This is a genomic window from Butyrivibrio sp. AE2005 (assembly GCF_000686965.1).
GTDB classification, from domain to species: domain Bacteria; phylum Bacillota; class Clostridia; order Lachnospirales; family Lachnospiraceae; genus Butyrivibrio; species Butyrivibrio hungatei_A.
In genome coordinates, this window is record NZ_JMMD01000007.1 from 163,145 (window position 1) to 185,466 (window position 22,322).

Genomic DNA, 22,322 nt, shown 5'->3' on the forward strand with positions numbered 1-22,322 from the left:
CCAAATCCGCGCCCTTAATATTTCTTTTCCCCATCAATCTTCCGTAAACTCGAACAACTCCTCAACGGTAACGCCAAAGACCTTGGCAATGTCCATCGCAAGCTTAAGCGACGGGTTATATTTGCCGTTTTCAAGGTGGACGATTGTTTCGCGTCTTGCGCCGACCATCTCGGCGAGCTCACTTTGCTTGTAACCTGCTTTTTCGCGATATTCTTTTACCTTAGTGATAAGTGCCATGGGCTTATTCTCCTTTTTTATCGATGGCAGAATACAGGATAACTCTCACGATTGAAACAACTACAAGTGAGATTACGAGGATCCAGCCGATAACATCTGTTCCAAAAGCTTCGGTATGTCCTACTATTGCAGCCGTAAAAGCAAGTGCGACCATGATAACAGCCATAATCTTATAGCAAATAGCATTGCATTTGTTTAAGTTTCTCTCTGCAAGCTCGTCAAAGCATTCCTTCTTATACTTTCTTTCTCTTGAATAAAGCATGTAATAAAAAACTGCAAGAAAAGCGCCGACAGAACTTTGAATCATAGAGTACGACTCCTTATAATCTGTTCTTGCCCACATCCAGAAATATACCGCAATGGCAATATTTCTAACCACCTTTGAAACCAAAATATCTCTCAATGTTACTTTCCTGTTCTTGTTCATTTCATGCCTCCATAATACAAAAGTGATATATTTATAACTCGATTTGATGTTATAAATATATCACTCGCATTTTTTTAAGTCAATACAAAAGTGAAAAATATTTCACATTAGTTTTCCAGCCACTATGCCGCGCACAAATCCAATCTATCAGAATCCTTCCATTCTGCGCTTCTTCCTCAGGATGATCCTCTTTTCCGCGCCTTCCCACTCAGCTCGTTCATTCTCCGTTTTGATATTTAATCCGTAAGGAACCAGAACCGGCGTGTCGTCATCGTCTATGCACACCTCTGTCAGATACGCTCTGTTAAGGACGTGCCGCATACCGTTTCGCCTGTCCTCAACGTAAGTATCAACCCGTATTTCCATCGAAGTCCTGCCAACATATGTTATCTTTCCGATTATAACGAGTATATCATCGAGCTTCGCGCCCTGCTTGAACTGCATGTTGTCGACAGCCGCTGTGATAACGGGATTACCGGAATGCCGCAATGCAACTGTTCGCGCAACTTCATCTATCCACGACATAAGTTTGCCGCCAAAAAGCCTTTTTTCGCTGTTAATATCACTGTATTCAACTACTTTGGTCCACTCTGTGACCGAATCTTCTACATTCTTCTTATCTATCTGATGATCTACATGAAAAACTTTACCCATACGCCCTTTCCTCCTAGTTTTTTTGTTACTATTAATTTTACCTCAAAAGCCCCGTCGTTTCTATCACATTTTGACACGCACACTCAGTCGCTGATAAGATAGTTTGTAGAATTTAATTCAATTCAGAAGGGAAAAGAAATGTCACAGCCCAAGATCAGTGTAATCATCCCGGTTTATAACACCGCCAAATATATGGACGAATGCCTTGAAAGCGTACTCACACAGACTTTCAAGGAGTTTGAGGTAATCCTCGTTGACGACGGTTCCACAGACGGCGTAAGTCCTGCAAAGTGCGACGAATATGCCGCAAAAGACGATCGCGTCATCGCAGTCCACAAGGCTAACGGCGGCCTCATATCCGCCTGGACGGAAGGAGTAAAAAGAGCCTGCGCAGACTATCTTTGCTTCCTCGACAGCGACGACTGGATTGACACCGATATGTTCGAGAAGCTCTATGCCCTCACCGATCCGTCTTTTTCCGACAGTGAGATAATCTCAGGAAACTATATCGTTGAAAAAAATAACGAAAGAAGGAAAGAAACTCAGGGACTTGCCCCCGGCGTATACACCGGAGACTCCCTTGATAAGATAAAAGAGAATCTTCTTGGAAACGAAGTCCGTCCCGTTACCATGTCAAGATGCATGAAGCTCACATCCAGAAAGCTTCTTCTTGATAACATCAAGTATTGCAACACCTCGATTGTAATGGCCGAAGACGTAAATATAATGCTTCCCACCATCTGCGATGCCAAAAGACTTGTTATAGCAAAAGACAGCTATTTTTACCACTATAGACTTATCAGCGATTCAATGGCACACGGCCACAGTCAAAAGCTCTTGTCAAACCTTGAGCTCAACGACAAGACTTTCAAAGAAATCCTTAGAGATAAAAAAATATCTACCGCGGAAATACAGGTAGACCGTGAATTTGTCATAATGCTCTTTGTTGCCATGAAGATTGAGCTTCGCCACAGAGCTCCGAATGTAACGGAAAGAGTACGCTCTATTTTCCTACGGGATGATATCCGCAAAAAAATAATGTCCACACATGTAGACATTTCTTCAAAAGCTAACAAGCTCTTATATTTTTGCATGAAGCACCCTGTTTTCCCTGTAGTATGGGCTACGCGCTTCATTCTTTTAACCTATGACAAAAGAACCAACTAAAACTCTTGGGATATGTACTAAATGCGACATAACCTCGCAAGTGCTCACTTACGAAAAGAAAAGCTGCCTTTATAGTATCAGATACCATAAATGACAGCTTTGATTTTTATTATTCTCTTTTGCCCGATAATCTCAATAAGCTCCGTCCTGTCCAAATACCGCGGGGAATGTTCTGATGATAAGCTCTATATCCTTCTTTATACTCATGTCCTGAATATATTTAAGATCAAGCTCTACCCATTGATCCCACTTAATCTTGGCTCTGCCGCACACCTGCCAATAACAGGTAAGACCGGGCTTAACGATGAGCCTCTGCTTCTCATAAGCGTTGCACTCTTCCATCTGTTCGTAAAGAATCGGCCTTGGGCCTACAACACTCATATCGCCCTTAATTATGTTAAACAGCTGAGGCAACTCATCGATCGAATATCTTCTTATGAATTTTCCAACGTGAGTTACTCTCGGATCGTCTTTGATCTTAAAAGCATGTCCCGTCTGCTCGTTCTGTTCCTGCATCTTCTCAAACAGATCTTCCGCATTCTTGTACATACTTCTAAATTTATAAATCGTAAAGCTCTTCATATCTTTACCCGCTCTTTGCTGGGTAAAGAAAATCGGACCTCCGTCTTCAACGAAAATAGCAATTGCAGTTAAAAGGAAAACCGGAGACAGTAAAATAAGCGCCACGCATGCAGCTACCACATCAAAAGCTCTTTTGACCCACTTATAGATATTTGCTTTGTGATCGTAAATCTCCCAATAGTTTAGTTCAATAATCTTTCTGCCTTTGAAATTTACGACTCTGTCAGCCGTAACTACATTCGTTCTCGCCATATCGTCCCCTCTCGTGACTATGTTTATAAGGAACAATTACCATCAGTATATGTACCCAATTGATGTATCGGCATTTAGGCATAATTATTTTATAGAAAATTAGTATATTTTTTAAATAATTTTAGCGCAAAGATTGTTGTTACCTTTATCATCAACAACTTTATTATAAACTAAATAATGCACATTGTCACAAGAAAGCGCAGAAATATCTGCTATTTTATAAAAGTTTAATCATATTATTACAGTATTTCGCTGATATTTGAATTGATATACCAGCGAAACCCTGCGCATTTATCAGATTTTTTTGCAGATATAAAGAAGATGCGTAGAACTTCCAAGAAGTTCCCTTTTCTCCGAAAATGCAAGATACCACTTTTTAAGCGACTCAAAGTCTTCATCCGAGATCTGGAATTCAGGATTCATCTCCATAGAAAGAATAAATCCGTCAACTCCGGTTGTCGTGATATATTCTGTTTCCTTTCCGGTAAAAAGATCTTCAAACTCCGTAACGTCATAGCCCGTAAACATCTGCTCTTTGAAATGCCTTACTTTATAATCCTCCGTGAAGTTTTCTTTTTCCCCGTTCTTCCAGTTTCCGTCCAGATGGTTTGCATACGCGAACGCAAAAACCGAAATGAAGGCAAACATTATTGTTCCGCCGGGCTTTGTTACCCTGATTGCCTCATCTATAGCTTTGTCGACATCTTCCCTGTCGTACAGATGATACATAGGTCCGAGAATCATCGTCACATCAAAGCTATCATCTTCAAGATCTGTAAGTTTAGTCGCATCGCCAAGCATAGGATGAATGTTTGTGATTCCCTCGCTGTTTTTCTTTAATATCTCAATGTTCTTTTCAACAAGATCTACAGCTGTAACGTCAAAGCCTTCTTTTGCAAGTGCTATTGAATATCTTCCCGTTGCCGCGCCGACTTCAAGAATCTTCGACTTTTTATCTAAATCCGCAAATCTGTGAATATAGTGCATTGTTGTTGCATACTCAAGCTGTCCGTGCCTTGATTCATCAAGCCTGCCATCCTCATCTGTCTGGTTGTAATAGTCACTTACAATTTTTTCCCTACTGTCAGACTCGCTTATCGCATTTATCCTTGTGTAGTATTCCTTATCATCTTCATGATGTATATATGCACCATTGTTCAGCTGGGCCTTTAAACTTCCGATGTTATCCTTGTTTACGGAAAGATAAGCTTCGTGAATCCCGAATTCTCTCGCCTTTTCAAGTGCAAGTTTAAGTCCTGCCGTAGCATATCCTTTTCTTCTATATTTCTTGGATATGCCGTAGCCGATGTGGCCCGGACCGTTTCTTAGGAAGTCGTTCAGATAATGCCTTAAGTTAAAGACGCCGACATACTCCCCGTCAACCGAAAGCACAAAAGCTGTATCAGCCACAAAACCTTCAGGAAGCTCTTTGCCTAGCGACCAGTTTCTTTTCATCTCGATCCATTCAAGAAATCTGTCATAATCATAGCCGTAAACGCTGTTGACAAAGCCGTTCTCATCTTCATCGAAAGTCATATACAGCTCATACGCCTTCCTGTAATCCGAATCCTGCACTCTTATTAGTTCCATAACAATTCTCCTCTCAATTTTTGGTATAGTAAAAGCCCCACCAAACTCTTATTGTTTGATGAGGCTCTTATTATCTCTGCATTTTCTTTTTTATTTCAGATATGACTTATCCGAAAAACCTCATCAAATATAACACTAATAGTCCCCTGATTTTTGGTCACGGGATTTGGGTTGGTATTAGTATTATTGTTGATGAGTATAAATTCTCTCATATCCATATCTTCTTTCTGAAAATTATTAGTACTGATTATAATTGTCGAATTTTTCTGTGTCAACAACAAATCTTCAATCCCGTAAAATTTCTAATTCGCTTTTTTTACAAAATAGACGGTAATATTCCCTCAAAGTCAGCATTTATCTAGGATTCACCATAGATTATATTTAATGCATAACAAATCAATCACGTACATTCGCTAAACAAAATCGTTTAAAACAAAGGATGTACCCGCGACTGAGCATTCTCAGTCAGAATGGAGGAGAACTATGACAGCTATTATTGGCGCTTCTGTTACAGCTTTGGTTGTAATACTTATTTTTGCAATGGGTTATGTGAAGGCTCCTCCGGATCAGGCATTTATCATTTCCGGTCTTCGCAAAGAACCCAGAATCCTTATAGGAAGAGCCGGGGTTAAGATTCCTTTTTTTGAAAGAGTCGATAAACTCTACCTCGGACAGATGACCGTAGATATAAAAACTGAACAATCCGTTCCTACAAACGACTTTATCAACGTTGACGTGGACGCTGTTGCAAAGGTTCGTATCGCAACAGACAGGATCATCAACATCGGTACTGAGGACTCACCTGTAAAGGTAAAAGGAATCCTTCTTGCTTCAAAGAACTTCCTTAACAAGGCTCCCGCGCAGATCGCACAGGAACTTAAAGATTCCCTTCAGGGTAATATGCGTGAGATCATCGGTACTCTCGACCTTCGCACAATCAACACCGACAGAGATTCATTCTCAGATCAGGTTATGCTCAAGGCTTCAAAGGACATGGATAAGCTCGGTATCGAGATCATATCCTGCAACATCCAGAATGTAACCGATGAGAACGGCCTTATCAGAGACCTCGGTGCCGACAATACCGCACGCATCAAGAAGGACGCTGCTATCGCAAAGGCACAGGCCGACAGAGACGTGGCAATCGCTCAGGCTGAAGCAGACAGAGCATCCAACGATGCGAAAGTTGCCGCTCAGACCGAGATTGCGCAGAAGAACAACGAACTTGACATTAAAAAAGCCGCTCTTAAGAAGCAGGCCGATACAGCACAGGCTGAAGCCGATGCCGCATATGAGATTCAGAATCAGGAACAGCAAAAGACAATCCAGGCAGCAACAGTTAATGCTGAGATTGCCAAGGTTGAACGCGAAGCTGAACTTAAGCAGAAAGAAGTTCTTGTAAAACAGCAGGAACTTGCCGCTGAGATTGAGAAAAAAGCCGATGCCGACAAGTATCGTGCAGAGAAAGACGCTGAAGCTAAGCTCATCCAGAGACAGCGCGAAGCTGAAGCCCGTAAATACGAACAGGAAAAAGAAGCTGAGGCTCAGAAAGCAAAAGCTGAAGCAATGAAGTATGCTGCCGAGCAGGAAGCTGCAGGTATCAAAGCCAAGTACGACGCAGAAGCCGCAGGTATCGCCGCAAAAGGTAGGGCCGAAGCCGAAAGCATCAAAGCTCAAGGTCTTGCCGAAGCCGAAGCAATGGAGAAAAAAGCTGAAGCATACAAGAAGTACAACGGAGCTGCTATGGCTGAAATGATGATCAAGATCATGCCTCAGATGGCCGCTGAAATTGCTAAGCCTCTTTCACAGATCGACAAGATCAACATCTACGGAACAGGCGACGGATCAAACGGCGCAAGCCAGATTTCCGGCAACATGCCCGTCGTGATGAAGCAGGTATTTGATACAATGTCAGAAGCAACAGGCGTTGATTTCTCAGAGATCATGAAAGCCGGCACATATGATGCCAAAGTCAACAAGAACGTAAACATCACAGGACTTAACGATGTCGAAATTAAGGCAACACCTAAGAACGACAACGATAAGTAATATATAACCGATAGGAATTTTCCTATCAGAAAAAATGGGCAGGTTATGTCATATACATAATCTGCCCACAAATCTATTTAACTATATGCTTTATTCCTCTTCTTCCTCTTTCACAGTCATAGGAACTCCGTCATTTTCAGCCCTGTAATCTTCATAAAAAGTATTCCAGTCATTATATGAAGCATCTCCCGCATGACTTTTGAGATCATAATTACTCATAAGGTACTCACCTATATAATGAGTCAGCTTGGTTGCCCCTTGTATGTTCGCATGGTCTGCATCCGACAAATCTGTTGCATAATCAACCACAGAGTCTTTCATCACGGTAAAATCAATTAAAGGAATATTGTACTTCTCAGCCGTAACAGATGCCGCATTTATCCTTGCCTGCTTTTCTTCGCTATTTACTTCAGGCGAATGAACAAATACGACCTGTATACCTTTTTCCTGAAGCTCCTCCACAGTTTTTTCCAGGTACATAACACCTTCCGTCTTCGGAGCTGCTTCATCTATACGGAACTCATATTCCGGTCTCTCAAAAGCTGTATACTCATGACTTGTGGCATATCCCATCAATTTAGAATAATCTTTTGAAAAATCTGCCGGCGTCAACTCTTTCCATCTGTCATGATAAAGAATCATATCAAATAGAAGTTCATATCTCGGATCCGAAGGACTAAGTACATCATAAACCGCTTTAATTTTTGTTAAAGAAATCGGAAATCTGTCCCACGCAAGATGTACACTGTACATATCTTTATATTTTTCCTCTTGTCCATATTGGCTGATCTCAATGACAACCACTTTGGGACTTGTATATTCAAGCGCGTTCTTTATTGTCCAATATGTCACAGGTAATCTTTCGGAAGTATTTCCAAAATTGTACGAAGTAATACCGCACTCATTCCATAGCTGAAGCGGATTCACCATAAGCTGCATGTTACTGCTTCCAAAAAATAAAACATCAAAATCATTTTTCTCTCTGAAAAAAGCCTCATACTTTACATAAGCGTCTTTTCTCTCGAGAACCTTTGATGCATATAAGACCATCATCACAAATAGCAGTACTCCCACCACTACTTGTACAAAAGTCTTTAACGATTTTGATTTCATATTTTTAAAAACCTCCATAAATGAAGTCAGCAGCATTATATGATGATCCGTAAACTCCAAAGATCAGAGTTATCATTATAACACCTGCGGTGAGCAAATATCTGAAAAGCCAAGGCTGGGCAGCGATATGCTCACGTATCTGCATACCTTCTTCCTGCCTTACGCTGACTACATACCAAATGATCACGCCAATGCCAACCACAAAAAAGTCTTTGTAGTTAAGGCTGTACATCTCAATATCTGTGACGATCCTATACCAGTTAAAATTATGAAAAATCTGATAAACGAGCCTTAGGAAGCCCGAGAATGAGCCGGTGATAGTAAACATCTCACCAATTGAGATTATTATCCAGGTACGAGCTCTTCCAAACAGCTTCATGGCATAGCTTTCTCTATTCAAAGAAAAGCAACGATTCAAAAAGCTAAAAAACGGCTCAAAAATCTGCGCGCTCGCCATTACAAAACCATGCCAAAGTCCATATGCAATATAAGCAATACTGAATTCATGCCAAAGTCCGATCAACAAAAATGTAAATACGGAAACCATTCCCGCCGGAACTGTTTTTCCCAAATGCGTATTTCTTTTTGAAAGCTTTGAAGAAAAACTTGCATATCTTTTAGAAAGTGCTATCGGATAAAAAACATAATCTCTTATCCAGTTACTGAGAGATATATGCCATCTATGCCAATATTCACCAATTGTCGTAGCAAAAAAAGGTCTCTTAAAATTCTCTGCCAATGTTATTCCAAAGATTTCAGAGATACCGCGAACCATATCTATTCCACCCGAGAAATCGGCATATAATTCAATATTAAACAAAAATATCGCCGTAACCACGATGGAACCTGCCGGAGCATCGGTATGCTCAGTGACCATATTTACAAATAAAGCAAGCCTGTCCGCTATCACAAGTTTTTTAAAGAGTCCCCATAAAAAGAGCCACAGGCCCGATCTTATCTGTGCAAAATCAAAATCATGCCTCTCAAAAAACTGATGATGTAATTTATCAAATCTGTTAATGGGTCCCTGAATGATCTGCGGAAAATACGACACAAAAAGTGCGTAGTGCAAGAAGTTTCGCTCAGCTTTTACATCTCCCCTGTAGACATCGATCAGATAACCGATTGACTGGAATGTATAGAAAGACATACCAAGAGGAAGGATCAACCAACTGAAAGGAAGGAATTTTTTGCACTTAAACACCATCAGCATTCCAAAAGCAACGATGGCAATTAAGGTTAAAAGAAGTCTTTTCTTTTTTGAAACAGTTGCTTTAAAGGCCTTTTTCTCTTCCTTTGTCCATTTCTCTTTATTCTCTTTTATGCTACTCTTCTGAAAATCTGCAAGTTGTTCCAACTTTATTGCACCAAAAAAAGTCATAACGGTGGTAACAACCAGAAATACCGAAAAACGCAGGTCTGTATACAAATAAAAAGCCAGACTGCCTACCAGAAGTACAATCCACTGATGATTCCTAAATAAAAAATAGTATGCAAAAAAAAGCACGGTTACGAACAACAAAAAAGAAAAGGAATAAACCATTTTAAAAAATCTCCTGTTCCGCGAGTTTTTTTCTGTCAATCTTAGCATGCGCATTCAATGGAAGCTCATGCATATAAATGAACTTATTGGGAAGCATATAGGCAGGCAGGAACTTTCTGATCTGTTTGATTATGATATCATCGCATTCTGAATCGGCACTGTAAAAGAGACATATCATTTCCTTTTCCTCTTTGTATACAGCACACGCCATTTTAATCTCATCGATAGCATTAACCACTGTTTCTATCTCGCCCATTTCGATACGATGACCCATATGCTTGATCTGATGGTCTTTTCGACCGGCATAATAGAAATTACCGGATTCATCACAATATCCGATATCTCCAGTCCTGTACATCAAATCGCTGTATGCAGTCACTTCCGGGTCCTGTACAAAAGCTTTATCTGTTTGCTCAGGATTCCTATAATATCCCAGCGCAAGACAAGATCCCTTGACACATATCTCACCTTTTTCGCCTGCTTTGCGTATTCTTTGCATTGTATCGGGATCTATCAGGAACATCTCCGTATTGGCAAAGCTCTTTCCAATGGGAATACTGTCTGTATCTTCCAAACGGTCCTTTATTATATAGCTACTGCAGTTACAGGTAATCTCTGTGGGTCCGTACAAGTTTACAAAGGTTGCATCTTTCCAGTAATCCATCAGGTAATTGAGACATTTTACCGGCATAATCTCACCTGAAAACATTACAAGAGAAATACTATCCGGCACGCATGCGTCGAACAGCTTAAAATTCTGAACAATCCTGAGTGCCGAAACCGCCCATATAAGAACATTAACCTTGTTCTCCTGTAAATAAGGGAACAAAGCCGCCGGCATAACAAAATAACTCTTAGGTACAATAACTACAGTACCGCCAAGGTTCAGACTGTTATATATATCTTTTACAGAAACATCGAAATCAAACGGAGCCTGATTTGCCATAACCGGCTGATCAGGAAAAGGAAAACTTTCTGCAAATCTATGCACAAGATCAATGACACTTCTGTGACTTACAATAACACTTTTGGGAATTCCGGTTGTTCCGGATGTAAAGATTGCGTATACGGGATCTGTATCAATCGCAAATTCTCTGATTCTTTTAACTGATTCACAATAAGATTCGTCTATCTGCTCTGCCTGTTCAAGCAAAGAATCAAAAGATTCCGCCTCAATCGGAAGTTTTCTTTTTGTAGCAGATATGCAACATACAGGCTGAAGCGTATCCAACATAGCCTGCATTCTTTCAACAGGAAGTGTCGGATCGATAGGCACATAAAAATTTCCACTATATACAACTGCGAGAAAAAGCTGGAGACTCCTTATATTTCTGTCGATAAAAACGGCAACAGGCTTGTTCTTTTCAAAAGGCTCAAGATGCGCATTTTTGCGTATAATAAAGGAAATCTTTTGAGTTCTTGACAAAAGATCGTTATAATTTATTGCTTCATCTTTATCCTTAAAAGCAACGCGTTCAGGATATTTTTCAGCACTGCTTTCCAAAAAGCTTAATACATTATACTCATTCATACGTATTATTCCTGCATATTCTGAATCATATCCCACATTGCTTGTGCACTGTTAAAATTCTCGGGTTTTAACTGAGATACATTTACCTCAATGTCAAACGCTTCATTTATAGCATTTACAATATAAATGATATCAAATGAAACCAGTATTCCATCATCAATCAGAGCTTCTTCGTTTTCAAAATCCACATCAGGTCTTGCACCTTTTAATATTTCCATTAATTCATCCATTTCAAATTTCTCCTCGTATTACTTTTTATATACTATTTATTCAGGCAATTCGTTTCATAAGTCGGATTACCGTTTCTGAGCATCTTGCATTGTCCGTCTTCTTCCTTAGCATACACCGCCGGAAGATCTCTGCTTAGGAAAAGATATATACCCTCTGTGATTGAATATGCACCAATATTCTTAAATATAAGCCTGTCGCCAATCTTTGGACTCGGTATCATAACCGCTCTGGCGATCATATCGTTAAATGAACATAAAGATCCATAAAGGTCGCAAGGAACCTCGTCATTTTCACCCTTACGCTCTGACTCTATCAGAGGAGTTTTCATTACCATATTCTGTCCGTAATAGCTTATATGATTCCTACCGCCGTCAAGTATAAGAATCGGTGCATCAGGTGTACCTTTTACATCAGCAACGGATGTAATGTATTCACCGCAAGAAGCGGCAAAAAACCTTCCCATTTCAAGGTTCACACTATAGCTGTATTTTGCAGAAGCGATATAACTTACCATCTCTTCATACACAGAATAGTAGTTATCAAAATCATCCCCGATAAAATAGGGCACTCCAAGTCCCGGTCCATACTCAAGCAATTCCGGCTCAAACCCATATTTGCTCTTTAATTCGGCAAAAAACTCTTCCAACAACTTAAGCTCAGACTCAATCTTACTGAACTTCTTTTTCTGTGTACCCGTAAAATAGTGGATGCCGATAATCTTAACACCCGCACGTATGGAACTATCGCTGATGATTTCCTCAATACAACTCTTATCCATTCCAAATTGTGCCCCATTGGATAACCTTGGAAGCAGTTGAATGTTGGTATTTGTCTCTTCGACCTGCTTCACAATCTCATTATATTGATTAACTGATTCAGCAGTAAAAAATCTTACTCCGTATTCAAGAGCATCTGCTATCATCCCCGGTTCTTTATTGACACCGGACAAAATAATTTTTTCCGGATTAACGTCGTACTGCCTGCATATCTTCAGCTCGCCCCAAGAGCAAACTTCAAAATAATCTACATCTTTATCTATATACGGAATAAGAAAGGAATTCGCTTTAATAGCATAACAAAAACGCAGATTATCACTCGAGTATTTCTCCCTTATTGCCTTCATCTCAGCAATGTGTCTGTGCAATATATTTGCATCAAAACAATAATATGGTGTTTTTAACTCGTTATTATGTGTCAATTTAACTCCTCAAAACCCTTTAAGTGTGTCGCAAATTCTACATCCTACTAAAAAAATCGCCAAGCATAGTCCCTATCCTTGGCGCTCAAAACATTATATCATTATCGTATATTTTTGTCATTATATCCGCTCCATTAAGCCGCCATGAAAGTAGCATTCGTATACTTTGGCTATATATTTTCCAAAGCATCCGGATTTTCAGAAATAGTTCCCGTTCCACAAATCTCCTTTGAGTCATCTATATGTACAACAATATCATAGGTCCCTGATTCCATTCCCTCTGTGATACAAAGATAGCCGTCCTTCGTATAATCTCCATAATAACCGCAGGGAGAAGAATCCGGAAATGAGAAATCCACCTCTCCTTTAAGATCTGCAAGGGTACTTGCATAACTATATGCCATTTCCTTATAACGCATAGCTTCGTTGTATGAATATATAGTAGGGTAAATTGAGCCATCCTTGTATTTAGAGCTCATTCTCTCAGCCATGGAAGGTACATATTTTTCCCATTCTTCATAACCGGCTACAAAATCGTCATAGTTCGCAGGATCTTTTTCCTTTAATTGATCCAAAAGCCTTAAAGTTTCATCTTTCCACACCAAAGTCCCCCACTGGCCTAAAAAATTCATCTCCAGCTGCGTCTTAGCATTCCTTCTTAGTTCATCGTATTTGTCGTAGATCTCGTTTGCTTTTACAAGCTCATCCGAAAGAGAATCTGCTGCAATTCCATCAATCTCTGCCTTAATCTGGTCAGTATAATCTTCAGTATTAGCTTCTTCAGCTACACTTTCTTCTTCCGATGCCTGCTCTTCACTAGATGCAATTACCTCTTCACCAATCTGCTCTTCCGTAGCCGCATCAGCGCCTTGGGTACATCCGCTCAAGATTACTGCAGTCATTACTATTGCCAAAACTAACTTATTTTTCAAACTTTTCTCCTCATTTCACAAAACATATCAAAATCATCTGTTACATACTCCCTTAATTGGAGCCTTCTATCATTATTATCCTTTCATTTTCCATGATATCGCAACATAGCAGAAAAAAGAAGCATCTCTGCTTCTCTCTAATGCCGGCGACCGGGATCGAACTTCCGTTCATCTCGTAAAGCCACAAAGAAAGGAGCTTCGCCGCCACGCCATTTTTAATGGAACTCTTTATGGAACTCTTTCTAATTGGTAGTGTTATGCAAAAAAATGAATAATCACCCCTATTATTTCATTTTATCCAAATGAAAAAGAGACCCTGTGTAATTCAGAATCTCTTTTGATTAACTATTTTATTAAAATAGCTTGGTAATATAAAGGCAACTACATTATTTAGTTATGCAAGACTATCAAATATAGGCTTGTCTTCCAAATAGTCCGGTAAATCTCTCAATTCTTTAATTCCTTTTTGAGCATTTTTTACGGCACTATTATAAATAGCATAGAATTCAGCCTTTTTCTTCAATTCCGCAGGAGTCATTTCATATCCCCATCCGTAATCATCTCCTGCCAATAGTTGCACTCCGCCTCGTTCAATAATTACTCCATATCCACCAGTAGTCAATATTGGAAATGTAAGCATAGCTCCACCGGCAAGAGAAAAACTCTTATCCGACAAATTTTGCGATTTGTCCGCATGCTCCAAAAAATAAAGCAACGTTAATTCTCCGCCTCCATGTTGTATACCTTTTTTATTATTGTTTTGAGATTTAATCGCTCTTTCTGCTTGCTGATACAATGTCCTCCTATCAGGAGAAACATCAGATAGATAATCAGCTCGAAGTTTTAAAACCTCTAGATTTAACTGTTCTGTTTCTTTTCCATTATTAGCTTGCGCTACTCTATTTGCAAGATCTTTTATTTCAGATACCAATTGTTCCTTTGTTTTTTTGCATCTTCCTGCTGAAGGAATATATGCCCAATTTGGAGCTCCACTCTTTGTTGTTATAGCAGTCTTGTTAGTGTCGATATTTTCTAAGCCCAAGGTATCATTTGAATTAAACAGATATTTATTTCCACCATCAATTTTAATCATCCCCTTCACCTCCCAAATACCTTTGCATCATTTATTTATGCCTACAATATTTATATCGTTGGAATAATGAAAATATTTAGAAATAATTATAACCAAAATAAAGCCATTGAATAAAACAAAGAAAAAAGCCGCAAACTCAGATAGAAAGGAGGCTGGCGGTTTCACTTTATTTTCTGAACCCACTTTTGCCCCCAGTTATGGATATACATCAAATGTTTCACCATTATGTGTATCCGCATGAATACTGTATTCTTTTCCAATCATGATAGCCTTAGCATCATGGCCATGTCCTATATCTCTTGTACATGCTACGGGAAGCACCTCTGAGATATGCATTTTCAAAAGATCATATACAGTAAGCGATGGTCCTGCTTTTTCGTAATTAGTGAAAGTTCCAAGCAATACACCTGATATTTGGTCAAACACACCTATATCATCCAATTGGTTAAAAAGAGTCCCTATCTGCCCGGATTCTCCGCCAAGTGCCTCAAGAAGCAATATCTTCCCATTCATATCAGGCCAGTACCTTGTTCCTGCAAGCTTAGTAAAGCAGCGGATATTGCCGCCTACAACCACACCTTGCATGTCGTTTCCTTGCAAAAAGCTGTATTTTATATCAAACAGGTCATTATTCTTTCCTGAAATGTAATCTGAAAATCTCTGCTTTTGAACATCTCCGCATGACCAGATAATATTTTTTATCTGATAAAGAACTCCCGGCTTGCCCGTCATTGTGTATATGGCGTTAATAACAGTTGTCAGGTCGCTATATCCCCAAAAAGTCTTATCGGTCTTGGCTATGGCGTCATAGTCTAAATATTTTAACACTCCATTAGCCAAGTCTCCGCCGGAAATGTCATAGATTGCATCTATCGCATCATCAGTGTAAAACTTCATGAGATCTTCGGCTCTTTCCTTATCAGTCCCGCTATATTCATCTATAGTTCTCATAATATGCGGTGAAAGAGCTGTTTCAATATTCATGTTGTCAAAAACCTGTTCAAGTTCAGTTATCTGATCCTGCCACTCCGGCAAATGTCCGTTTGAACAAGCTGAAATACCAATTTTCATTATCTTTTCCCTGTTTTTATATAGCTTATCAGTTCCTCTAAATCATCAAAGTCGTCATAGTCTCCCATAATTCCTTCCCGATGATAAACTATACCTGCCTTTTCTGAACCCACTTTTGAACCTAGTTGTGAATATACATCATAAGTGCATATTGTTCTTTAGGCATGAGCCTATAGCCTCTTTTCACTAATCTCTAACAATTCAGCTGCAACCTGATTATTTTCAACCCTCATAAGATTATCCCAGGCTTCTGCTCTTCCAAGTAGGTTCATACCGCCATGCCATACTATCTGATCATCAATAACAGCATAGCACTCTTCAACAGTTTCAGTTTTTCTAACGATTATGCCACCTTTACATAGTTCATCCACTAGTAAAGAGCTTTCTATGACATCCTCATAACCAATAGAATTGGGATCCATGGTTATCACAGTAACTGTTATCCCCTCCTCTAGCCTTGGTTTTAGCAAAGATACAAGCTTTAACACTTTGCTTCGAATAAGCTTTGGGCTTGAAATAACAATATTTTTATCTGCCTCAATCAAATCTCTAAAAAAGACCTCTTCATAGTCTTTCCTATCATATATAGCATTAGCTGCCTGTTTCGTTTGGCCTTGAGGAGTATAAATCTTATAACCAAGTTCTTTATATGTCTTTAGTCGGTTTTTATATTGACGGTCAAAAAACCTAATGTGACTATCAACATAATCATAAACAAGCACATCTTTCTTACCCTCATATGTTCGATTTAATCTACCTACATACTGTGTCAGGCGACCTTCATATTTTACAGGAGCAGCGAGCATAAGAGTATCCAATCGCGGAAAATTGAAACCTTCTCCTACCTTTGATGCTGTGGCTATCAATATCAATGATTCATTTAGAAGGAGTGCTAGTCATCACCTCACGGATTTGAGTGTTTTCTTTCTTGCTATTATCGCCATAGATAACAAAAATATGATCTGCACAATCTTTTAGCACATCTTTCAAAACATCTACATGTCTTTTAAGCTTCGTCAGAATCAAAGGTGTTCTACCTAAGGAAATAGCTGCTTTTACATCCTCTTTGATTTGTTCATTTCTCACTGTGCTATCAACAATCAATTTATCTGCTTTGATAATATCAAGATCTTCTCCTGTTACATTTACAACTCTTGTAAAACGCGGTATTAAAAGACGTTCAATACCCTGTTCATCGGCTTGCTCTTTAGCAGTATACTTGTGCCTTACCTGTCCAAGCATCATATATACAATATCATCGAGCTTATCACTTCTTCCGGGAGTAGCAGAAAGGCCATATACATACTTGGCTCGAACACGATTCAGAACTGCCTGAGCCTGCTTAGACGCAGCATGATGGCATTCATCAAAGATAACCATTCCATAAGAATCTATATTTTTGAAGAATTCTCCCTTATGATACGCTGAACCAGCCAAAGCAAAATCAATTATTCCTGTGGTTTTATCATTGCCCGCTTGTAATGTGCCAAAGACACTTTCTCTTACTTTTTCTCTTCCCGATTTAGTTAGATATTTCGGAGGTTTTTCATCTATAACAAGGAATTTTTCAAACTCGCTTATCCACTGTGGCAATAACTCAGTATTTTGAAGCAGAATCAAAGTATTAACTTTTCTTTTTGCAATCATATATGCTGCGAGAACAGTTTTCCCAAATGCCGTCGCCGCACATAAAACTCCATTCTCATATTTTTCTAATCTGGCAGCAGCATATTCCTGCTGTTCCTTAAGCGTTCCGTTAAAACTTACTCTAATTGGTCTGCCGAATTGTCTTTTATCGGTAATATCACATTTTATTCCTGATTCCTTACCCTTGGCCTCTAACTTATCATACATTCCCCTCGGAATCTTGATATAACCTTCACTTTCACTCCATAATGAAATCTGTTTAAAATTGTAATAATTGGATCTCCCCTGCCTTTTATTTGTATAAAACTCTGGATTGTCTATTGTTGCCATACGCTTAATCAGATTCTGTATATTAGGTAAAAGATTAAGTGCATCAACATATATTCCATCATCCAATACAATATGGATTTCATTCCCTACTACATCAGAACTGTCGAACTTCTCCTCTCTTTTCCAAGGACGAATCTGCTTATCAGCATATTTAGTAATTGCCATGGAGGAACTAATACCTTCATTCCATTTCTGAATAAAAGAAATTATTTCCTGCTCCGGAATTTTCCTTATGCTCCTCAATGTTTCCCACTGATCCGGATATGCATTCCAATTTTCATCAATAAAAGCACTATTGCCATTTTCTAATGCTCGCCCCTGTAACGGTAGTGCGACCAAGTTTCCAATCTTACTTAGCACATCCTGTGAGGGATACATTCTATCGTAATACTTGAAAGACGGCATATTAATTGAAACAGCACCTCTATCCAACAGAGCAAAACCAAAGCTCCTTGCCAAAGAAGCTTGAATAGGTTTCTCAAAAAAGATCCATATATGAGCACCTCTTCCGGATCTTGATCTTTCTGTAAGTGCATCAATATTATTCAACTTTAAAATTTTCCTTAATGCATCAACCTCGCTTTTCCAAAGATCATCTGTATTAGCATCATCTGTTTTATAGGAATCTTTAACATGATTATCAAAATCAAACACAAGAAATCTACATGTATTATCTGTAAAAAGAGGATATGCTCCAATTACATCATCACATTCAGGCTTCTTACCTAAAAGATGGTTTTCGATTACTTCAAGTTCAATTTTTCTCCATTTTCTATATGGACAGTCATCATCACAAAAAGTCTTAGCATCATTGTTCTTCGGGCAAATACGATTCCATCTATTATCGCATTGCGGAAAGTATCCGCCATTCTTTCCACGCTTTGCATAAACATCCTCTCTTCCGTGGAACATATAAAAGAAAAACTTTGCCATATCACTGGTTATCGCATACTTTATGATTCTTGCCCCTTGATCAGGATCATATACGTCAGTACTAATGACGTCTTCATCAAAAGCATTTTCGGAATCATATTGCACATTATTGTTCCTTAAAAGTGCTTTTAGTCTCTCATTTTCATCCTGTAGATTTCTCACTAATTTTCTTAACGAGTTCAAATCATGTGATTCCAGCTGCATTTTGCACCTCTATAGTCCTTAAAACATGTTTTTTACGATTCTTAAGCCTTAATATATCAAAAAAGAGAAGCGTAATCTACGCCTCTCTCATTTCTTTAAATCTTTAGGAATAAAGTTCTTGTATCTATATATCACATGTGATTCACCTGTACATAAATCAATCTTCTCCTGCCATAAAGTAGTAAGCTTTGTCTGACCTGCAGTTCTGTCAAAATCTGGATTAGCAACGAATGATCTGCAAAAATATTCATTTTCTGTCCCTGCAACCATATCTAAATAGACATAAATATCCTGGCCATCTACCAAGGTGTTTAAAAATAATTCAGATTCTATTTTTGACTTGCTTTGCTCATTTCTAAATCTAAAAACAACCCTGTTTTCATCAAAAGCGCGTTCCAAAAGGTGTAAATAATCTATCTTGTTCTGAACATAGCTTTTTTCAAAGAAATTTGATTTCTCCAACTGTACTTGTGTTATCATACCATCCAGTGCTTTATCAAATGTTACATTTCCACTCTCACTATGAATTTGCAAGTCACGTAACTGTCCTATTCCCTCAAGATGATGGAAATCTTCTTCTGCAAATCTGACTCTTACTTCAAATCCTTTTCCTTTATAAGCCAAACAAAAATAGTATTCTATATTAAGTAATCTCTCAAAAGCTTCTGCATTAAGTTTAATCTTATTTTCCACATTACCTCCATAATTAAAGCCTCGACTCTCGTCGAGGCTTTAATTATAAGTGTTTTCTTTTCAGCATACGCCTAACTGGCTCGCGGTTGTCACACTAAACCCGCCCATAAGCTCCATGTATCCCCCTGCCAGTAGGGATTTACATTTCATAGCCAACAAATGCTCTACGTCATTTGTTATCTATAATATACTGTTTTGAACATCTAATGTCAAATAAAATCTTTGTTATGATATACTGTTCCTGGTTCAGAGTGGTTCAAAACAAACTCAAAACTTAATATTGAAAACTTTGCTTATACAATTTTTATGCATAGAATTTTATTTATACAACTCAAGTCGGTCAAATATAAATACAATCTGAACTGAACCCAAATTATACTAATTTGAACCTCTTGTATAACAAAATGAAAAGAGCTGTAACCCCAGATATTTTCTAAGTTTACAGCTACATACAATTACTGCCGGCGACCGGGATCGAACTTCCGTTCATCTCGTAAAGCCACAAAGAAAGGAGCTTCGCCGCCACGCCATTTTTAATGGAACTCTTTATGGAACTCTTTCTAATTGGTAGTGTTATGCAGAAAAAATGAATAATCAACCCTATTATTTTATCCAAATGAAAAAGAGACCCTGTGTAATTCAGAATCTCTTTTGACTAACTATTTTATTAAAATAGCTTGGTAATATAAAGGCAACTATATTATTTAGTTATGCAAGACTATCAAATATAGGCTTGTCTTCCAAATAGTCCGGTAAATCTCTCAATTCTTTAATTTCTTTTTGAGCATTTTTTACAGCACTATTATAAATTGCATAAAATTCATCCTTTTTCTTCAATTCCGCAGGAGTCATCTGGTATCCCCATCCGACACTGTTTCCAACCATTAGTTTCACTCCGCCTCTTTCAATAACTGCTCCGTATCCACCTGTTGTCAGAATTGGACATGTAAGCGTAGCTCCACCTGCAAGTGAAAAACTTTTATCTGACAAATTTTGAGATTTGTCCGCATGCTCTAAAAAATAGAGTAATGACATTTCCCCAGCTCCATGCTTTATTCCTTTTGTATTTTTGCTCTGAGATTTAATAGCCTTCTCTGCTTGCTGATATAATCCCTTCCTATCAGGAGAAACTTCCGATACATAATCTGCTTGAAGCTTTATAACTGCTTGATTTAACTGTTCTGTTTCTTTTCCGTTATTAGCATGGGCTACTCTATTTGCAAGATCTTTTATTTCAGATACCAACTGTTCCTTTGTTTTTTTGCATCTTCCTGCTGATGGAATATATGTCCAATTTGGAGTCCCATTACTCATTGTTATAGCCGTTTTATTATTAGAATTTCCAACTCCTAATAGTGAACTACTTCGCATATTTATCTCTCCCCCAACCGGATATAGTTCTTGTTCTTGTAGCGGTATCAGAACCATTTAATGACCTTGGCAATTTAGCTCTAACACTCAGTGTATCAACTATAATAGTTCCATCTGTTTGCTCATATATCTTTTCGCTAATCCGTCTACCATCCTTCACATACTCATTTTCTGAGATAAGTTTCGCTCCAATTAAATCAGAATCCACATCTGACGAGTATGATGTCGTGCTATCTGATTTATCAAAATCACTGGCTCGAACAGTTACGCCATTACACATGGTTAAAACTACTACAAGAAGTGCAACTACAATTACTTTCATTCTCTGCATTGTCAATCTCCCTTCTTATTTAGCTACTCCGATAGTATCCCCAATTCACAAAATACATCCTCTATTTTTTTCCATGAATTGATATAATTCAATAAATACTTTTTTCCGTCGCCTGTTATTTTATAGTACTTTCGCATCGGGCCTTTAGATATGTCACTATAATACATTTCAGTTAATTTTTCACTTGATAATCTTCTCATAATTGTATAAAAAGTGCTCTCATCAGTATCTTTAAAATATTTCCGCATAATTTTCACTATATCATATCCATATCTGTCTTCCTTTAATACTAATTGCAATATACATATTTTCAGAACGACTCTATTTAATTGTGAATCCACTTTTTCTACCTACCCAAAATATCGCTTGTAAGAGTAGCATCTCTACATAAATTAAAATATTTCCCCATAAAACTTTTGAATATTCTTCCAAATCCAAATAGAACATATGCTGTTGATTCATGGTGAATTCTATCATCACAGCTCCGCCAAACACAAGCAGTAAACAAACTATTAAATTTCCATTATTTGTACTTTTCAAAGCTGTGTATATTCCATACGCATAGAGAATAATTACAGCCAACGTCAAAATCGAATTGTAAACCCTGCCCACTTCCTGCAGCTTCGTACTTGAATTTATCATCCAAACAACAACAATAATAAACAAGACAGGAATAAACATACTTATTAGCCTTACTACTGAAAATACCTCCCCCGTCCTTTTATTCTTAAAAAAAGCCAAAAACATAATAACTGCTATAAAGAAATTAATTGCAAGTCCATAATATAAAAATGTACATCCCCATGTATTGCATTGCGTTAAAATGTAAAAGCAAAGCGACATATGTAATATAATCAATAAAAGAGTTTTTATTGTTACATTCTTCAATAAAACCAAAATTCTATCATCCTTATTCTCTGTCTCTTTATATATTTTCTTTGCTAATAATCGTGGTGATAACATTTCCTCACAGATTTTGTTTTCACTTCTTCCAATACTAATTTCGTTATTAAACCAATCCTCATAATCCGATATAATATCATCACATGCATCTTTAAAAAAATAAAATGATAAAAAAAAACTAAATTTTTCCAAATAAATTTTTTTTGTCATATTATAAACTCCATAAAAATATAGTGTAAT

22 protein-coding genes are annotated in these 22,322 nt (G+C 38.1%); 2 read left to right on the forward strand and 20 right to left on the reverse strand.

Annotation, left to right across the window (positions count from 1 at the left end; translation table 11 throughout):
• Positions 1 to 33 precede the first annotated feature (33 nt).
• From DL92_RS0108445 to DL92_RS0108455, 3 genes are all read right to left on the reverse strand, one after another.
• Positions 34 to 237 carry a helix-turn-helix transcriptional regulator gene (locus tag DL92_RS0108445; RefSeq protein ID WP_026655720.1) on the reverse strand — a complete coding sequence of 68 codons (204 nt, stop codon included), beginning with the start codon at positions 235 to 237 and terminating at the stop codon, positions 34 to 36.
• Positions 238 to 241: 4 nt separating this feature from the next.
• On the reverse strand, positions 242 to 664 hold the full coding sequence (locus DL92_RS0108450; protein WP_026667404.1) for a hypothetical protein: 423 nt from the start codon (positions 662 to 664) through the stop codon (positions 242 to 244).
• 147 nt (positions 665 to 811) lie between these two features.
• Positions 812 to 1,318, reverse strand: a complete 507-nt coding sequence (locus DL92_RS0108455; protein WP_034462063.1) for an acyl-CoA thioesterase — start codon at positions 1,316 to 1,318, stop codon at positions 812 to 814.
• 138 nt (positions 1,319 to 1,456) lie between these two features.
• Between DL92_RS0108455 and DL92_RS20200 the strand changes: the two genes are divergently transcribed.
• Entirely contained in the window at positions 1,457 to 2,485 is a 1,029-nt protein-coding gene (locus tag DL92_RS20200; RefSeq protein WP_026667405.1) for a glycosyltransferase family 2 protein, read from the forward strand.
• A 132-nt stretch (positions 2,486 to 2,617) separates the two neighbouring features.
• Here the strand turns inward: DL92_RS20200 and DL92_RS0108465 are convergent, their stop codons facing one another.
• Together DL92_RS0108465 and DL92_RS0108470 are read right to left on the reverse strand one after the other, a co-directional pair.
• On the reverse strand, positions 2,618 to 3,319 hold the full coding sequence (locus DL92_RS0108465; protein WP_026667406.1) for a sugar transferase: 702 nt from the start codon (positions 3,317 to 3,319) through the stop codon (positions 2,618 to 2,620).
• A gap of 294 nt (positions 3,320 to 3,613) precedes the next feature.
• Entirely contained in the window at positions 3,614 to 4,909 is a 1,296-nt protein-coding gene (locus tag DL92_RS0108470; protein ID WP_026667407.1) for a GNAT family N-acetyltransferase, read from the reverse strand.
• 483 nt (positions 4,910 to 5,392) lie between these two features.
• On the opposite strand from DL92_RS0108470, the gene DL92_RS0108475 reads away from it, so the two are divergent.
• On the forward strand, positions 5,393 to 6,958 hold the full coding sequence (locus DL92_RS0108475) for a flotillin family protein (protein ID WP_026667408.1): 1,566 nt from the start codon (positions 5,393 to 5,395) through the stop codon (positions 6,956 to 6,958).
• Between the two features lie 90 nt (positions 6,959 to 7,048).
• Here DL92_RS0108475 and DL92_RS0108480 read toward each other — a convergent pair whose 3' ends face one another.
• The 15 genes from DL92_RS0108480 to DL92_RS0108545 all read right to left on the reverse strand — a co-directional run bounded on the left by DL92_RS0108480 (position 7,049) and on the right by DL92_RS0108545 (position 22,292).
• A complete protein-coding gene (locus tag DL92_RS0108480; RefSeq protein ID WP_026667409.1) occupies positions 7,049 to 8,071 on the reverse strand; it encodes a hypothetical protein in 1,023 nt (340 codons plus the stop codon).
• A gap of 4 nt (positions 8,072 to 8,075) precedes the next feature.
• Positions 8,076 to 9,614, reverse strand: a complete 1,539-nt coding sequence (locus tag DL92_RS0108485) for an MBOAT family O-acyltransferase (RefSeq protein ID WP_026667410.1) — start codon at positions 9,612 to 9,614, stop codon at positions 8,076 to 8,078.
• Between the two features lies 1 nt (position 9,615).
• Entirely contained in the window at positions 9,616 to 11,145 is a 1,530-nt protein-coding gene (locus DL92_RS0108490; protein ID WP_081816861.1) for an amino acid adenylation domain-containing protein, read from the reverse strand.
• 5 nt (positions 11,146 to 11,150) lie between these two features.
• The gene (locus DL92_RS0108495) at positions 11,151 to 11,375 is read right to left on the reverse strand and encodes a hypothetical protein (protein WP_026655730.1); all 225 of its coding nucleotides are present in this window, start codon (positions 11,373 to 11,375) and stop codon (positions 11,151 to 11,153) included.
• A gap of 32 nt (positions 11,376 to 11,407) precedes the next feature.
• Positions 11,408 to 12,574 (reverse strand): diaminopimelate decarboxylase family protein, encoded by a 1,167-nt coding sequence (locus tag DL92_RS0108500; RefSeq protein WP_026667412.1) that lies wholly within the window; start codon positions 12,572 to 12,574, stop codon positions 11,408 to 11,410.
• Positions 12,575 to 12,744: 170 nt separating this feature from the next.
• A complete protein-coding gene (locus tag DL92_RS0108505; protein ID WP_026667413.1) occupies positions 12,745 to 13,506 on the reverse strand; it encodes a hypothetical protein in 762 nt (253 codons plus the stop codon).
• A 394-nt stretch (positions 13,507 to 13,900) separates the two neighbouring features.
• Positions 13,901 to 14,599 carry a hypothetical protein gene (locus DL92_RS0108510; protein WP_034468764.1) on the reverse strand — a complete coding sequence of 233 codons (699 nt, stop codon included), beginning with the start codon at positions 14,597 to 14,599 and terminating at the stop codon, positions 13,901 to 13,903.
• Between the two features lie 195 nt (positions 14,600 to 14,794).
• Complete coding sequence (locus tag DL92_RS18730) at positions 14,795 to 15,670, reverse strand: LD-carboxypeptidase (RefSeq protein ID WP_051625272.1); 876 nt, start codon at positions 15,668 to 15,670, stop codon at positions 14,795 to 14,797.
• 170 nt (positions 15,671 to 15,840) lie between these two features.
• On the reverse strand, positions 15,841 to 16,476 hold the full coding sequence (locus tag DL92_RS21480) for a phospholipase D-like domain-containing protein (RefSeq protein ID WP_242845841.1): 636 nt from the start codon (positions 16,474 to 16,476) through the stop codon (positions 15,841 to 15,843).
• A gap of 70 nt (positions 16,477 to 16,546) precedes the next feature.
• Positions 16,547 to 18,784, reverse strand: coding sequence for a TOTE conflict system archaeo-eukaryotic primase domain-containing protein (locus tag DL92_RS18735; protein ID WP_242845842.1), 2,238 nt, complete (start codon positions 18,782 to 18,784; stop codon positions 16,547 to 16,549).
• 87 nt (positions 18,785 to 18,871) lie between these two features.
• On the reverse strand, positions 18,872 to 19,477 hold the full coding sequence (locus DL92_RS0108525; RefSeq protein ID WP_026667415.1) for a PBECR4 domain-containing protein: 606 nt from the start codon (positions 19,475 to 19,477) through the stop codon (positions 18,872 to 18,874).
• Between the two features lie 708 nt (positions 19,478 to 20,185).
• A complete protein-coding gene (locus DL92_RS0108530) occupies positions 20,186 to 20,848 on the reverse strand; it encodes a hypothetical protein (RefSeq protein ID WP_026667416.1) in 663 nt (220 codons plus the stop codon).
• On the reverse strand, positions 20,838 to 21,179 hold the full coding sequence (locus tag DL92_RS0108535; RefSeq protein WP_026667417.1) for a hypothetical protein: 342 nt from the start codon (positions 21,177 to 21,179) through the stop codon (positions 20,838 to 20,840). Before DL92_RS0108535 ends, DL92_RS0108530 begins: the two co-directional genes overlap by 11 nt.
• A gap of 23 nt (positions 21,180 to 21,202) precedes the next feature.
• Positions 21,203 to 21,520: a PadR family transcriptional regulator gene (locus DL92_RS21795; protein ID WP_026655733.1), complete on the reverse strand. Its 318-nt coding sequence runs from the start codon at positions 21,518 to 21,520 to the stop codon at positions 21,203 to 21,205.
• Positions 21,501 to 22,292 (reverse strand): DUF1700 domain-containing protein, encoded by a 792-nt coding sequence (locus tag DL92_RS0108545; RefSeq protein ID WP_026655734.1) that lies wholly within the window; start codon positions 22,290 to 22,292, stop codon positions 21,501 to 21,503. The genes DL92_RS21795 and DL92_RS0108545 overlap by 20 nt, the downstream gene beginning before the upstream one ends.
• Between the last annotated feature and the right edge of the window lie 30 nt (positions 22,293 to 22,322).

Coding starts and splice junctions, on each gene's coding strand:
- DL92_RS0108495 (WP_026655730.1), bottom strand. CDS start 11,375: ATGGATGAATTAATGGAAATATTAAAAGGTGCAAGACCTGATGTGGAT.
- DL92_RS20200 (WP_026667405.1), top strand. CDS start 1,457: ATGTCACAGCCCAAGATCAGTGTAATCATCCCGGTTTATAACACCGCC.
- DL92_RS0108485 (WP_026667410.1), bottom strand. CDS start 9,614: ATGGTTTATTCCTTTTCTTTTTTGTTGTTCGTAACCGTGCTTTTTTTT.
- DL92_RS0108535 (WP_026667417.1), bottom strand. CDS start 21,179: ATGCAGAGAATGAAAGTAATTGTAGTTGCACTTCTTGTAGTAGTTTTA.
- DL92_RS18730 (WP_051625272.1), bottom strand. CDS start 15,670: ATGAAAATTGGTATTTCAGCTTGTTCAAACGGACATTTGCCGGAGTGG.
- DL92_RS0108455 (WP_034462063.1), bottom strand. CDS start 1,318: ATGGGTAAAGTTTTTCATGTAGATCATCAGATAGATAAGAAGAATGTA.
- DL92_RS0108450 (WP_026667404.1), bottom strand. CDS start 664: ATGAACAAGAACAGGAAAGTAACATTGAGAGATATTTTGGTTTCAAAG.
- DL92_RS0108530 (WP_026667416.1), bottom strand. CDS start 20,848: ATGCGAAGTAGTTCACTATTAGGAGTTGGAAATTCTAATAATAAAACG.
- DL92_RS0108465 (WP_026667406.1), bottom strand. CDS start 3,319: ATGGCGAGAACGAATGTAGTTACGGCTGACAGAGTCGTAAATTTCAAA.
- DL92_RS0108545 (WP_026655734.1), bottom strand. CDS start 22,292: ATGACAAAAAAAATTTATTTGGAAAAATTTAGTTTTTTTTTATCATTT.
- DL92_RS0108445 (WP_026655720.1), bottom strand. CDS start 237: ATGGCACTTATCACTAAGGTAAAAGAATATCGCGAAAAAGCAGGTTAC.
- DL92_RS0108470 (WP_026667407.1), bottom strand. CDS start 4,909: ATGGAACTAATAAGAGTGCAGGATTCGGATTACAGGAAGGCGTATGAG.
- DL92_RS0108475 (WP_026667408.1), top strand. CDS start 5,393: ATGACAGCTATTATTGGCGCTTCTGTTACAGCTTTGGTTGTAATACTT.
- DL92_RS0108490 (WP_081816861.1), bottom strand. CDS start 11,145: ATGAATGAGTATAATGTATTAAGCTTTTTGGAAAGCAGTGCTGAAAAA.
- DL92_RS0108480 (WP_026667409.1), bottom strand. CDS start 8,071: ATGAAATCAAAATCGTTAAAGACTTTTGTACAAGTAGTGGTGGGAGTA.
- DL92_RS21480 (WP_242845841.1), bottom strand. CDS start 16,476: ATGCTCGCTGCTCCTGTAAAATATGAAGGTCGCCTGACACAGTATGTA.
- DL92_RS0108510 (WP_034468764.1), bottom strand. CDS start 14,599: ATGATTAAAATTGATGGTGGAAATAAATATCTGTTTAATTCAAATGAT.
- DL92_RS18735 (WP_242845842.1), bottom strand. CDS start 18,784: ATGCAGCTGGAATCACATGATTTGAACTCGTTAAGAAAATTAGTGAGA.